Genomic DNA, 13,941 nt, shown 5'->3' with positions numbered 1-13,941 from the left:
GCGTAAAAACAACCTAAGCGGTTAGCATATCTAAAATACTCTCTGCGGCGGTGCGGCCTTGGGCGATGGCCGTAACCACTAAATCAGCACCTAATACCATATCGCCGCCAGCAAATATTTTCGGGTTTTCGGTTTGCAACGGATGCAGCGCATGCTCATCTTGGGTGTTTACTAAACGCCAATCATTGAAGGTTACCCCATGCTCAGCCAACCACTCTGGCGGGTTTGCTTGATAACCAAAAGCGAGCACCACCGCATCGGCGGGCATTACAAACTCTGAATCAGCTACCGGCTCAGGCCTTCTGCGTCCGGCGGCATCGGCTGGGCCTAGCGCTGTGCGCACAAAGCGTACACCAGTTACTTGGCCCTGTTCGTTGGCAATAATTTCCAATGGCTGCAAGTTATATTGAAAATCAACGCCTTCTTCCCGGGCATTTTGCACTTCTTTGCGTGAACCCGGCATATTCTCAGCATCGCGGCGATAGGCGCAAACTACGGATGTTGCTTGTTGGCGAACCGCAGTGCGCACGCAATCCATGGCGGTATCACCACCACCAAGCACCACAACCCGCTGCTTCTCTAGTGAAATATGAGGGTAATCGGGCATGGGGTATTTCATTAATGCCGAAGTATTGCCAATTAAATAGCGTAAGGCAGGGTGCACCCCTTTTGCTTCAAGGCCGGGTAGGCCGCCATCCACCGCTTTGTAGGTACCGAGTGCTAAAAATACCGCATCGTAATCACTTACTAAATTAGCGAAAGGGATATCGCGGCCCACTTCGCAATTCAGTTCAAACTCGATACCCATGCCGGTAAAAATCTCTCGGCGTTGAGCCATTACCGATTTTTCCAGTTTAAACGCAGGAATACCAAAGGTGAGCAAGCCACCAATTTCTGGATAGCGATCAAACACGGTAACCTGTGCGCCATTGCGCGCGAGTACATCGGCGCAAGCCAAGCCAGCCGGGCCAGCGCCAACAACGGCTACTTTCTTATGTAGTGGTTCAACCTGGGATAAATCCGGACGCCAGCCCATGGCAAAGGCGGTGTCGTTGATGTGTTTTTCGATGGCGCCGATGGTGACCGCGCCGAAATCATCATTAAGTGTGCAAGCGCCTTCGCAGAGCCGATCTTGCGGGCACACGCGGCCGCACACTTCCGGTAAGCTGTTGGTTTGGTGCGAGAGTTCGGCCGCTTCAATAATTTTCCCGGCGGCCGCGAGTTCGAGCCATTGGGGGATGTAATTGTGCACCGGGCACTTCCACTCGCAATAGGGATTACCACAATCTAGGCAGCGATCGGCTTGGCCTTCGAGCTGCACGTCTGCCATGGGTTGGTGAATTTCCACAAACTCTATTTGGCGTTCGCGGAGCGCGCGCTTGGCGGGTTCTGCGCGGCCAACATCAACAAATTGATAGATATTTTTCGCCATTACATCACCTCCACGCGAATTGAGCCGGTAGAGCGGGCGCGGTGGCCAAGTAAATCACGGATATCGCGTGCTTTCGGCTTCACTAGGCGAAAACGTGGCAGCCAAGCTTCGAAATCAGCAAGAATCTGCCGCGAGCGCTCGCTACCGGTGTGTTCCACATGATCATGAATGTAGCCGCGCAGGTGTTCTTTTAGAATGGGTTCTTCGATAGCGAGTGCTTCTACTAATTCAGGGTTAATGCGCTGGGCGAAATCTTCGTTGGCATCGAGCACGTAGGCCATACCACCTGTCATGCCGGCGCCGAAGTTAATGCCGGTGCTGCCGAGTACTACCACCACACCGCCGGTCATGTATTCGCAGCCATGATCGCCAATGCCTTCCACTACGGCAATGGCCCCGCTGTTGCGCACGGCAAAGCGCTCGCCAGCTACACCTGCAGCGAATAGCCGGCCGCCAGTGGCGCCGTAGAGGCAAGTGTTGCCCATAATAGCGGATTCATGGGAGGCATATTCTACGTTAGCGGCGGGTTTCAGTGTAATGCGGCCGCCAGCCATACCTTTACCCACATAATCATTGGCATCGCCGGTTAAAAATAAATGTAGGCCGGGAGCGTTCCAAACGCCGAAACTTTGCCCGGCGGTGCCGTTGAAGTGTAGGCGAATAGGTGAACCGGCTAAGCCTTGGAGGCCATGAGTTTTGGCGATTAGGCCGGAGAGTGCTGCACCCACCGAGCGATCATCGTTGCGGATAGCAAATTGAAATTCAGCACGCTGACGCTCGGCGATGGCGGGGGCACACTCGGCCAATAGGTGTTGGTTCAGAATGCCTTTATCGTGCGGCGGGTTATTTTCCGTGCAAAATAACGGTTTATCCGATTCGATGCCGGCGGATGCGAGTAATGGCGATAGATCCACTTTGCTTTGTTTTTGGTTGAGGCCGGTGGCTACTTTTTCCAGAAGATCGGTACGGCCGATAAGCTGAGTGATATCTTCAACGCCGAGTTCTTGTAGGTAAGTATTTACTTCTTCTGCGAGCAAGTGGAAATAGTTCTCTACCTTTTCGGGCAGGCCGCTAAAATATTGTTGGCGTAGTTTGGTATCTTGGGTGGCCACGCCGGTGGCACAGTTATTGAGGTGGCAGATGCGTAAGTATTTGCAGCCCAAGGCGATCATGGGGGCGGTGCCAAAACCGAAGCTTTCAGCGCCAAGAATGGCCGCTTTAATCACATCTAAGCCAGTTTTCAAGCCACCATCGGCTTGTAGCCTTACTTTGTGGCGCAAGCCATTGCTTACCAGTGCTTCGTGAACTTCGGCGAGGCCGAGCTCCCAGGGCGAACCGGCGTATTTCACTGAAGTGAGGGGGCTGGCGCCGGTGCCGCCATCGTAGCCGGAAATGGTAATTAAATCAGCGTAGGCTTTGGCAACGCCGGTGGCGATGGTGCCGATGCCGGGTTCGGATACCAGTTTCACGGAAACAAGCGCTTTGGGGTTCACTTGTTTTAAATCGAAAATCAGCTGTGCGAGATCTTCAATAGAGTAAATATCATGGTGCGGCGGCGGTGATATCAAAGTTACGCCGGGCACGGAATAGCGCAGCCGGGCGATTTCCGCGGTTACCTTTTCGCCCGGAAGCTGACCGCCTTCGCCGGGCTTGGCACCTTGCGCCACTTTGATTTGCAGTACATCCGCATTCACCAGATAATGCGGGGTAACGCCGAAACGCCCAGAGGCTACTTGCTTGATGCGCGAGTTCTTCAGCGTACCGAAGCGCGCTGGATCTTCACCACCTTCACCGGAATTCGAGTGCCCACCCAAGCGATTCATCGCAATCGCCAAGGCTTCATGCGCCTCCGGGCTCAACGCCCCAATCGACATCGCCGCCGTATCAAACCGCTCAAAAAGATCGGAACACAGAAGATGGGGTCGTTGTCCGTGAGCTCTGGCACCTTTTTTTAGGTGGAGGAGGTCGCGGAGGGTGGCGATGGGGCGCTGGTTTACTGCGGCGGCGAAGCGCGCATAGGCGGCAGCATCCCGATTTTCCACTGCGGCCTGCAGGCTGGTTACCACATCCGGGTTATAAGCATGGTATTCGCCATTATGCACATACTTCAAAAGGCCACCATGCTCTACTTTCTTGCGCGGCAACCAAGCTCGATGATGCAAACGCAACAAATCTTGCGTGAAATCATCATAACAAGCCCCGCTAATTCGGCGGTGGCAAACCGGAAAACATTCACGCTGCAACGCTTCCGAAATCCCCACCAACTCAAACAAACTCGCACCGCGGTAGCTGGAAACCGAAGCAATGCCCATCTTCGACATAATCTTCAGTAACCCTTTATTAATACCCTTACGATAATTCACTACCGCATCACGCACCGGCAAATCCAGCCGGCCCTGATCCACCAATTGCTCAATGGTTTCATAGGCCATAAACGGGTAAACCGCCGTAGCCCCCAAGCCAACCAAAACGGCAATATGATGAGAATCTCGCGCCGAGGCGGTTTCTACAATAATATTCGCATCGCAACGAGCTTGGCTATTCACCAGCCGCGCCTGCACCGCGCCCGTCGCCATCGCCGCAGGAATTGGCAAACGCCCTTTAGCAATATTGCGATCCGAAAGAATCACAATAACAATATTATCGTTCGCCACTGCCGCCTGAACATCATCCGCCAGCGCGCGCACAGCATCCTGCAAACTCTGCTGCTCAGGATCAAAGTGCAAATCAAAGGTGCGCCAGGCGTAATATTCATCATCCAGCGCCTTCAACTGCTCCAAATCCGTATACATCAGCACCGGGCTCTCAAATAACACCCGATTCGCATAGCCGGACGTTTCATTGAACATATTCTGCTCGCGGCCAATACAGGTGGCCAGCGACATCACATGTCGCTCCCGAATTGGGTCAATCGCCGGGTTCGTTACTTGCGCAAACTGCTGGCGAAAATAATCATAAAGCAGCCGTGGTTGCGAAGAGAGCACCGCCACCGGGGTATCATCCCCCATAGAACCGGTAGCCTCCTGGCCATCATGAGCCAGCACCTTAATTACTTGCTCAATTTCCTCCACGCTATAAAAAAACTGCTTGTGATACACCGCCATGCGCGCATCATCAAACAGCCGATCACCAATCGCCTCGCCTTTGCATTCCTCAAACGGCGTCAGCCGCAAAATATGCTTATCTAGCCATTCACGATAGGGATGGCGGCCCTTCAAATCATTATCAATCTCTTTGCTGCGCCAAATCCTGCCATTGTAAGTATCCACCGCAAGCATTTCACCAGGCCCCAAACGGCCTTTTTCCAACGCATCAGTATCACTATAATCCCAAGTGCCCACTTCCGAGGCCACAGTTATGGTGCGATCTTTGGTAATCACGTAGCGAGCAGGGCGCAATCCGTTTCTATCTAAACTACAGGCCACATGGCGGCCGTTGCTCATCACCACCCCAGCGGGGCCATCCCAAGGCTCCATGTGCATGGAGTTGAACTCGTAAAACGCCCGTAACTCCGGATCCATCGTTGGGTCGCCTTGCCAAGCGGGCGGAATCAGCAAGCGCATTGCCCGGAAAAGATCCATGCCACCGGCAAGCAGCATTTCCAGCTTATTATCTAAAGAAGAAGAATCTGAACCGCGTTCCCCCACAAAGGGCGCCGCATCGCTTAAATCCGGCAATAACGGAGAATGCATTTTGTAACTGCGAGCGAGCGCCCACTGACGGTTACCAGCAATGGTATTGATCTCACCATTATGCGCCAGAAATCGAAACGGTTGCGCCAACGGCCAGCGCGGCTGTGTGTTGGTAGAAAAACGTTGATGAAACACACAAATCGCCGATTGCATGCGCTCATCCGCTAAATCCAGATAAAACCGCGGTAAATCCGCCGGCATCATCAAGCCCTTATACACCGTCACCAAACAAGATAAAGAGGGGACATAGAAATCGGTGTCAGACACCAATTTCTTTTCCGCTCGCCGGCGCGCCATATATAGCCGCCGTTCGAGGTCTTTTTTGCGCCAACCGGGCTGGGCCGAAACAAAAATTTGTTCAATTCGCGGCAAGCTCGAAGCCGCAATTTCACCTAGCACCGAAGTGTCTACCGGCACCTCGCGCCACCCGTGCACCGTTAAGGTTTCTTTGCTCAGTTCTTCTTCAAGAATGGTTTTCGCGGCGCTACACAGCTGTGCATCATTACTTAAAAACACTTGCCCAACTGCATATTTTTTACCCAGCTGCCAGCCATTTTCGCTCGCCACCGCACGAAAAAACGAATCCGGAAGTTGCATTTGAATGCCGCAGCCATCGCCAGTTTTACCATCGGCACCAATGGCACCGCGGTGCATCATGCGATCAAGCGCAGTAATCGCTCGCTGCACCAAAGTATGGCTAGTTTCACCATCAAGCTGCGCAATCAGGCCAAAGCCGCAGTTATCACGGACATCATTGGCTTGTGTATCAGCCCCGTACAAAGAATTCTGCAACATATACAACTCCTGAAGAAACGTATAACAACTTATTAACCTATCAGGAATTGGCCAATAACGGAATAAGCGCCATGAATGGTGGGCATAGCTTACTTATGCCTTTAGAGATAGAGGCTTCACAATAACGGCGCTGAGCGCAAGAAAGAGCGCCGAAATCAATAAACACGCTACAAATCCTGCCATTTGAAACACCAAGCCCGAGAGCACAGTACCAATCAAGCGGCCCATGGCATTCGCCATATAATAAAAACCAACATCGAGCGAAACACCATCGGCGCTGGCAATGCGGATAATAAGATAGCTATGCAAAGAAGAATTAATAGCGAAGAGTAGGGCAAACAATAGCAGGCCAATCACAATGCTCAACTGTGGGCTTACACCCCAAGCGCCGCCAAACTGCAATAACACCGCTATAGTAATCGGCACCAAGGTGAGCAGAGCCGCCCAGAGAAAGGCAGAAGCATCAGCCTTCGCAATTTTCGGTGCAATGGCTTGAATAAAACCATAAAAAATCACCCAAATCGCTAAAAACGCCCCCACTTGCCAATGATCCCAAGCAAACACCTGGCTCAAGGTAACCGGCAACGCAATCACAAACCAAACATCACGCGCCCCAAACAAGAACATCCGTGCCGCCGAAAGAATATTAATTGCTCGGCTTTTAGAGAGAATTTCTTTAAATTTTGGCTTAGCTTTCGCCACGCCCAATTCGCCCTGCAATAGAAATAGGCTAGCTATCCACACCACGGCAAGCAACCCGATCATGGTATACAGCGCGCCCACAAAACCAAGCAAGGTAAGCAACAAACCGCCAAGAAAGAAACCCACACCTTTCAATGCATTCTTCGAGCCAGTAAGAATTGCCACCCACTTATAAAGCGTACCGTGGGCATCGCCGGGCACCAGCATTTTAATGGCGCTTTTCGCGCTCATTTTGTTCAAATCTTTGGCGATACCCGAAATCGCTTGCGCGAACATCACCCAAACAATACTTAAAAACTGGGTAGGCACGGTAAGCGCCGCCAGCGCAATAATTTGCAGCACCAAGCCTATCTGCATGGTTCGGTTTAAGCCGATTCGCGCACCTAAATAGCCACCAACAAGGTTGGTAACCACCCCAAAAAACTCATAAAACACAAACAACATAGCAATTTCGAGCGGACTATAACCAAGCTGATGGAAAAACAGCACCACGAGCATTCGCAGCGCTCCATCGGTAAGGGTAAACGCCCAATAATTGCCCGTAATCACTAAATATTGTTTTATGTTCATGTTTTAACTCTACATTACTGAATTCTCAGCTGGGAGGCCGTGAACTTGAGGCGCTGCGGGAAGGGTAGGCTTTCTCAGGGACGCCGTGAACACATCCGTGTGGGCTTGGATGCCGCATCCATGCGGCATACACCCTTACGAAAGCCTAACCCTCCCCCGCAACGCCCCGGCACAAGCATGGATTTCACATAAGAGGCTGAATGAATAGTGTTTCGGAGTAGGGAATATGCGTTCGCAGGGTGTCTGCCGCATGGATGCGGCAGCCAAGCCTACATGGACGTATCTACGGCGTCCCTGAGAACGCATTTCCCTACCCCGAACTAGCTATTCACTCACCAAGCCTTTGAAATCCATGCTTGCGCCGGGGCGCCGTTCACATTTATTTAGCAATACGCTTCACCAAATCGATAGTGCGGTTTGAATAGCCCCACTCGTTATCGTACCAAGCGTAAATTTTCACGTGAGTACCGTTGATAACCAAGGTTGAGAGTGCATCCACAATTGAAGAGCGCGGGTCGGTTTTGTAATCGATGGAAACCAACGGCCGCTCCTCGTAACCAAGAATGCCGTCAAGTTCGCCCTCTGCGGCCGCTTTTAACGCCGCATTTACTTCTTCTGCAGTGGTGCCTTTTTCTACTTCGAACACCATATCGGTTAGTGAAGGGCAATCGATAGGCACCCGCACCGCGTGGCCATTAATTTTGCCTTCCAACTCGGGGAAGATAACCGTGATGGCCTTGGCGGAGCCCGTGGTTGTTGGAATCAAGGAGCCTAGCGAACGCGCGCGGCGCATATCTTTGTGGGGCGCATCAAGAATACTTTGGGTGTTGGTAAGCGCATGAATGGTGGTCATCGATGCGTGCTTAATGCCAAAGTTTTCTTTGATAACTTTCACCACGGGGCCCAAGCAGTTCGTGGTGCACGAGGCCGCGCTTACAATGGAATGCTCACGCGGATCAAACTCTTCATCGTTTACACCCACCACAATATTCGGCACGCCCTTGCTTTTCACTGGCGCGGTAACCACAACATGATCCACGCCTTGATCGAGTAAGGGTTGTAGCGCTTCGGCGGTTTTAAAAATGCCCGCCGCTTCAATCACCACATCGCAAGCCGACCAATCTACTTTACCTAGCTCTTTCTCTCGGCTAAATTTCAGCTTTTTGCCATCAACAATAATGCTATCGCCTTTTACGCTCACATCGTGAGGCCAGCGCCCGTGGGTGGAATCGAATTCAAGCAAATGTGCCATGGTGGCAGCATCAGCGCCCGGGTCGTTAATCATTACAAACTCAAGCTCTTCACTGGTAAAGCCAGCGCGCAATGCCAAGCGGCCAATGCGTCCGAAACCATTAATACCTACTCGTAATTTTTTACTGCTCATATTGGCTTCCTTTTATCGGTTTCTTTATTCTTAAAATATGTCGTTACTAAATACTTCATAACTCATCTATTGCTACAAACTCGGTGCTACAAACCTATTGCTATAAAATGTACTCTAAATTTATTCCTGCGGCTAATTCCCTGCCCGTTTGTTAAGCAGGGGCCCAATTCGGTTCGATAATGCCACCAATGAGAGCATCACCGGCACTTCTACGAGCACGCCCACCACAGTAGCCAAAGCTGCGCCCGATGTAATGCCAAACACACCAATGGCAACCGCCACGGCCAATTCGAAGAAATTTGAAGTGCCAATCAAGCAAGCGGGCGCGGCAATTCGATGGGGCAGGCGCATAAACCAAGCGCCGCCGAGGGCAACAACATAAATAAAATAAGTTTGCACGATAAGCGGAATGGCAATCAACAACATGACAAAGGGGCTTTGAATAATCGATTGCGCCTGCAAACCAAATAAAATTAAAACCGTGAGGCATAAACCCAAAATCGATATTGGTTTGATGCGCTCTTGGAATTTAGCCAGGCGTTGTTCTGCTGTTGTTTGCCCGCGAGCTTCAGGTGTTTGCGCGTGCACGTGCTTGGTTTCTGGCGCGGCAGCTGAGTTTTCGGGTTTTATTGGGCTCGCCTTTCCGAGAAAAGCGCGGCGCACCAAAACACCCGCAATAAGCGGCAACACAACATAAAGAACCACGGAAAGGGTAAGTGTTTCCCAAGGTACCGATAAATCAGTGAGGCCCAAGAGCATACCGGCAATAGGTGCGAAGGCAAAAATCAGAATAACATCGTTCACCGATACTTGCAGCAGGGTATAGCTCGGATCGCCTTTCGTAAGCTGGCTCCAAACAAACACCATCGCCGTACAAGGGGCCACACCAAGAAGAATCACACCAGCCAAATATTGCGAGGCATCAGCGGCAGGAATCAGGTTCGCGAAAATCACGAAAAAGAATAAATAACCCAAGCCAAACATAGTGAAAGGCTTAATTAACCAATTCACTACCAAAGTAAGAATCAGGCCTTTGGGCTCTCGGGTAGCGGCCTTAATTGAACTTAGCTCAATCTGCGTCATCATCGGGAAAATCATCGCCCAAATCAGCACCGCCACTACAAAATTTACTTGGGCAAATTCCGCAGCGGCAATGGCGTCAAATAGAGCTGGCGCCAGGATTCCTAGGGCCACGCCGCCGGTGATACAAAGAGCAACCCAAACAGAAAGATAGCGCTCAAAAATACCCATGATTCCCAATTCCTTTTTTGTGAACGTTTCTCAAGAAAGCTTCTCACAAGAAATTTTCCTGAGAGAGCGTCAATTAGCAGCAACGTTCCGGGCGCGAAGCCATTCCCGATAACCGCTCATTCGCCCGCATCAATGCCGGGCCAAATTGCGTTTGCTCGCTGTGCAGTAAGGCATCAACCCAAGCTGGAACCGAACCGGCAATACGATAAAACAGCCATTGCCCACGGCGCTCCGATTCAACCAAACCTGCGCCACGCAAAATATTAATGTGCCGCGAAATCTTCGGCTGTGAAAGATCCAACGCCGCCGTAAGCTCACACACACAAAGCTCTTCAGCACTAAACAACATCAACATAATCTGCATTCGGGTTTCGTCACCAAACGCCTTACAAATCGAAATAGCACTCTGCATCGCTAACGCCCTCTAAATCTACTTAATGCGAGTATATATGGATATGCAGATATATCAATATATACATATTTAATTTAGCTATTTTATTAAACTGGCGCAAATCTCACTCCCCACCTACACTGAGCATAACGTTATAGCAATAACCTTATAGCAATAACAAAGGGGGCCTTATGAACTGGCTAACCAAGATGTTGTTAGGAATAGCTGTAGCCACACTGGTGGGCTGTACACCAGCCAATGAAAACCAACCCGATTCAACCTCGGACAATGACCAACCACCACCACAAGCGGAAACTTATACCGCTGATAACATGATGCGAGAAGAAGTTCCCATGTGCCAAATGGAACTCGGCTTTGAAAGCTGGGAGCCTTATCAATATGTTAGTGTTAGCGGCGAAGTAGGCGGTGTTGATATTGAAATCGCCAAGCGTGCTGCGGGCCACGTTAACTGTATTCTCAATGTGCGCCAAGGCTCCTGGCGTGAGCTGCTGGAATGGCTACAAGAGGGTGATATCGATTTCATTATGGGCGCATCGAAAACGCCCGCTCGCGAGGAATATGCATGGTTTTCGATTCCCTACCGCAACGAGCAATTTAGCCTCTTTATCCGAAGCGAAGAAGCGCCACGTTACCCGATGAACGATATAGAAGCCTTCCTAGCTGAAGGGCACAAAGTAGGGGTTGTGAACGAATATTTCTACGGCGATACCATGCAAGAACTCATGTATGAGAGCGAATATGGCGATCAATTCATGGGTGCGCGCCTGAACGAACTCAACATGGCGCGTCTACTTGATGGCGAAATCGATGGTTTTATGGAAGACAACCTAGTGGCCGCCTCGATTATCCGCCGCCGCAGTTGGAACGATGCCATTCAAAGGCACAGTATTGGCCTGCCGGCCTCTGAGGTATACGCAATGTTCTCAAAGAGCGCCGTTACCGAAGAGGAAGTTATGGCCTTCAATGGCGCCCTTCGCGAGCTCACCAACAACGGCTTTATCGCCGAACTCATCCGCCGCTACGGTGGGTGAGGCCGGCCGCTTGGGGCTCGTGCGCTTGGGGCTTTATCTGGGTGGGGAGTGGCATTCTCAGGGACGCCGTAGATACGTCCATGTAGGCTTGGATGCCGCATCCATGCGGCATACACCCTGAGAATGCCAACTCCCCACCCAGAAGCGCCCCGCGCACCAGCCCCCATGGAAGGGTTTACGGCGTCCCTGAGAATGCCTACTCCCCACCCAGATAAAGCCGCCCACGCAAGCCCTCCCCACCGGAAGCGCCATGCCACGCTCTTAGTCAATGCATTACGGCAAGGGTACTGATATAATTAGTGCACTTTATATTTGCACTCTTTGCTTCGCTGGAAGGGAACTATGAGCGAATTCTTTGCCGCACTCTTTGCTGTGGCCGCCGCCGAGCTTGGCGATAAAACTCAATTTCTTGCACTATTACTCGCTGCCCGGTACCCGAAGCAGCGTATGGCGTTAATCGCGGGTATGATGCTCGGCATGATTCTCATGCACGGGGTTGCCAGTGTGCTGGGGTATTACCTCGGTGATTTCCTCGCCGTTGATTGGCTTTCCTATGTTGTGGGTGCGCTCTTTATTTTAATGGGGCTGGCGATTTTACGGCCTGAGCGGGAAGAAAAAGTAGATTCCAACAGCAAGTTTTTACACCTCGGCGCATTTTTTGCCGCGCTTTTGCTGCTTAGCGTATCTGAGATTGCGGATAAATCACAAATCGTAACCATGATGCTAGCGGCGCACTACCAAAGCATTTTTCCGGTGGCTGCGGGCGCTGTTGTGGGTATGAATTTGATTCTAATTCCAGTGATATTTTTTGGCGCTTGGATTACCAATCGGGTGCCAATGAAAATGGTACGGATATTTGGCTGTGTTGTATTTGTGAGTTTGGGCTTGCTGGCGATTTTTAATACCTAACTTTAGTACTTAACTTTAATACCTAAAGAGGAGGCGTAACCATGTTGTTCATGACCCTCGGTGGTATTGGCCTGCTGTTGCTCGGTATGGCAATGATGACAGAAGGGCTAAAGGCTGCGGCGGGTAATGCGCTGAGCAGTTTACTGGAGCGTTCTACGAAAACGCGCCTGCGGGCGGCGTTTATGGGCTTTGGTGTCACTGCGGTTGTGCAATCATCCAGTGCGGTGATTGTTACTACTTTGGGTTTTACCAACGCGGGTATGCTGAAGCTCCGGCAGGCCGCCTGGGTGGTGTTTGGTAGTAATCTAGGCACTACCATGACAGCTTGGATTGTGGCGCTGATTGGCCTTAAGCTGAACGTACAAGTAATTGCGCTGCCGCTTATCGGCCTAGGCATGCTGTTAAAGTTGTTCTTCAGCAACGGCCGAACGCCGCATGTAGGCTTTGCCCTTGCCGGCTTTGGTGTGTTGTTTTTGGGCTTGGGTATCTTGCGTGATGCCTTTATTGATGTGGCGGATTATCTGCCACTTGAGCAACTCGGCACTACCGGTGCCATCGGCATTGTGTTGGGTGTTTTGGTGGGGGCCTTGCTCACCGCTTTAATTCAATCTTCTTCGGCTGCATTAGCAATCATTCTTACGGCTTCGGTAACGGGCGTACTTACACCGCTACTCGGTGCTGCCTTGGTGATTGGCGCAAATGTTGGCACCACAGCAACGAGTTTGTTAGCTTCGATTGGGGCTACTACAAATGCCCGGCGTTTGGCGCTGATTCATGTTCTGGAAAAATTATTTACTGCGGTAATTGCACTTATTCTGCTGGCGCCCATGTGGTGGGTAGCGGATTGGCTCTCTGATGGTGAAGTAGGGCAGAATATAAGTGTGGGTTTGGCGCTTTTCCATACCCTATTTAACGTGCTTGGTTTGGTGTTAATGTGGTTTTTGGCGGATAAATTAATTCGTAGAGTAGAGCGTTTTATTAAGCAGCCGGCCCTTAGCTCTGAAAAACCGCGCTATCTCGATGATACGGTGCTATCCATGCCAGCCATGGGCGTTGCAGCCATGCACTCCGAGCTTAAACGCGTATTCAAACAGCTTCTCAGTCGCGGCCGCAAACTGGTGGAAGAGCCTTCAGCTTACAAAGAGCCCTCAGCGGAACAAGAGCCCTCAGCTAGGCAAGAGCCCTCAGCGGAACAAGAGCCCTCAGCGGAACAAGAGCCCTCAGCGAGCAAAGAGCCCTCAGCCCCAGAACCGGATTTTCACACCACGGCGCTGCTAGAATCTATTCAAGAGTTTGGCAATAAACTCAGCGCCGAAAGCTCCATGGCAGAATACGCCGATAGCTTTTTGAATATAACTTGGGCGCGAGAGGAGAGTGTGCAGTTAAAAGCGCTTTTGCATGAGTTAGCGGCCATTGATTTAGCGCAGGTACAGGCGGCCATATCCGGGCCTTTGGGCGAACAATTTCGCCGGGTAATGCGTACTAGTGCGCTGAAAGAAATGTCATTAGCGGCACGAGAGCAAATACTGCACGATATTTCTCAGGCTCGGCGCGCTAAACGTTCTGAATTGTTAGCGAGTATTAAGGCCAATGAGGCCCATGTTGCAGGGGCTATTGTTAAGATTACGAAACAACTCAATATTATTAGCTTGCTTGAAGAATGCACAAAGCGAATAATGCGCATCGCAAACGTAATCTACCCTGAAAACGAAGAAAGCAAGGCAAACGAAGAAAGCAAAGCAAACGAAGAAAACGAATAAATC

At 51.0% G+C, this 13,941-nt stretch carries 9 protein-coding genes; 3 read left to right on the top strand and 6 right to left on the bottom strand.

Annotated elements, in window-relative coordinates; genetic code table 11:
- Nucleotides 1–13 precede the first annotated feature (13 nt).
- The 6 genes from CWE08_RS09490 to CWE08_RS09465 form a co-directional block, all read right to left on the bottom strand.
- A complete protein-coding gene (locus tag CWE08_RS09490; protein WP_126767793.1) occupies nt 14–1,432 on the bottom strand; it encodes an FAD-dependent oxidoreductase in 1,419 nt (472 codons plus the stop codon).
- A complete protein-coding gene (gene gltB / locus CWE08_RS09485) occupies nt 1,432–5,919 on the bottom strand; it encodes a glutamate synthase large subunit (RefSeq protein WP_126767791.1) in 4,488 nt (1,495 codons plus the stop codon). Before gltB ends, CWE08_RS09490 begins: the two co-directional genes overlap by 1 nt.
- Nucleotides 5,920–6,012: 93 nt before the next feature.
- Entirely contained in the window at nt 6,013–7,191 is a 1,179-nt protein-coding gene (gene arsJ / locus CWE08_RS09480; RefSeq protein ID WP_126767790.1) for an organoarsenical effux MFS transporter ArsJ, read from the bottom strand.
- Nucleotides 7,192–7,570: 379 nt separating this feature from the next.
- Nucleotides 7,571–8,575 carry an ArsJ-associated glyceraldehyde-3-phosphate dehydrogenase gene (locus CWE08_RS09475; RefSeq protein ID WP_126767788.1) on the bottom strand — a complete coding sequence of 335 codons (1,005 nt, stop codon included), beginning with the start codon at nt 8,573–8,575 and terminating at the stop codon, nt 7,571–7,573.
- Nucleotides 8,576–8,707: 132 nt separating this feature from the next.
- The gene (locus tag CWE08_RS09470) at nt 8,708–9,826 is read right to left on the bottom strand and encodes an arsenic resistance protein (protein ID WP_126767787.1); all 1,119 of its coding nucleotides are present in this window, start codon (nt 9,824–9,826) and stop codon (nt 8,708–8,710) included.
- Nucleotides 9,827–9,899: 73 nt separating this feature from the next.
- Nucleotides 9,900–10,238 (bottom strand): ArsR/SmtB family transcription factor, encoded by a 339-nt coding sequence (locus CWE08_RS09465; protein WP_126767785.1) that lies wholly within the window; start codon nt 10,236–10,238, stop codon nt 9,900–9,902.
- A gap of 170 nt (nt 10,239–10,408) precedes the next feature.
- Here CWE08_RS09465 and CWE08_RS09460 point away from each other — a divergent pair, with 170 nt between their 5' ends.
- From CWE08_RS09460 to CWE08_RS09450, 3 genes are all read left to right on the top strand, one after another.
- Nucleotides 10,409–11,269 (top strand): substrate-binding periplasmic protein, encoded by an 861-nt coding sequence (locus CWE08_RS09460; RefSeq protein ID WP_126767784.1) that lies wholly within the window; start codon nt 10,409–10,411, stop codon nt 11,267–11,269.
- 342 nt (nt 11,270–11,611) lie between these two features.
- On the top strand, nt 11,612–12,178 hold the full coding sequence (locus CWE08_RS09455) for a TMEM165/GDT1 family protein (RefSeq protein ID WP_126767782.1): 567 nt from the start codon (nt 11,612–11,614) through the stop codon (nt 12,176–12,178).
- A 41-nt stretch (nt 12,179–12,219) separates the two neighbouring features.
- Nucleotides 12,220–13,938 (top strand): Na/Pi symporter, encoded by a 1,719-nt coding sequence (locus tag CWE08_RS09450; RefSeq protein WP_126767781.1) that lies wholly within the window; start codon nt 12,220–12,222, stop codon nt 13,936–13,938.
- The last annotated feature ends 3 nt before the right edge of the window (nt 13,939–13,941 follow it).

This window comes from Aliidiomarina iranensis (assembly GCF_003987135.1).
GTDB lineage: Bacteria > Pseudomonadota > Gammaproteobacteria > Enterobacterales > Alteromonadaceae > Aliidiomarina > Aliidiomarina iranensis.
The sequence above is the reverse complement of the archived record's forward strand: the minus strand, read 5'-3'. Positions and strand labels throughout refer to the sequence as shown.

Bases quoted from the DNA above. Each gene is read 5' to 3' on its own strand.
- CWE08_RS09470 (WP_126767787.1), bottom strand. From the start codon at position 9,826: ATGGGTATTTTTGAGCGCTATCTTTCTGTTTGGGTTGCTCTTTGTATC.
- CWE08_RS09450 (WP_126767781.1), top strand. From the start codon at position 12,220: ATGTTGTTCATGACCCTCGGTGGTATTGGCCTGCTGTTGCTCGGTATG.
- gltB (WP_126767791.1), bottom strand. From the start codon at position 5,919: ATGTTGCAGAATTCTTTGTACGGGGCTGATACACAAGCCAATGATGTC.
- CWE08_RS09475 (WP_126767788.1), bottom strand. From the start codon at position 8,575: ATGAGCAGTAAAAAATTACGAGTAGGTATTAATGGTTTCGGACGCATT.
- arsJ (WP_126767790.1), bottom strand. From the start codon at position 7,191: ATGAACATAAAACAATATTTAGTGATTACGGGCAATTATTGGGCGTTT.
- CWE08_RS09460 (WP_126767784.1), top strand. From the start codon at position 10,409: ATGAACTGGCTAACCAAGATGTTGTTAGGAATAGCTGTAGCCACACTG.
- CWE08_RS09455 (WP_126767782.1), top strand. From the start codon at position 11,612: ATGAGCGAATTCTTTGCCGCACTCTTTGCTGTGGCCGCCGCCGAGCTT.
- CWE08_RS09490 (WP_126767793.1), bottom strand. From the start codon at position 1,432: ATGGCGAAAAATATCTATCAATTTGTTGATGTTGGCCGCGCAGAACCC.
- CWE08_RS09465 (WP_126767785.1), bottom strand. From the start codon at position 10,238: ATGCAGAGTGCTATTTCGATTTGTAAGGCGTTTGGTGACGAAACCCGA.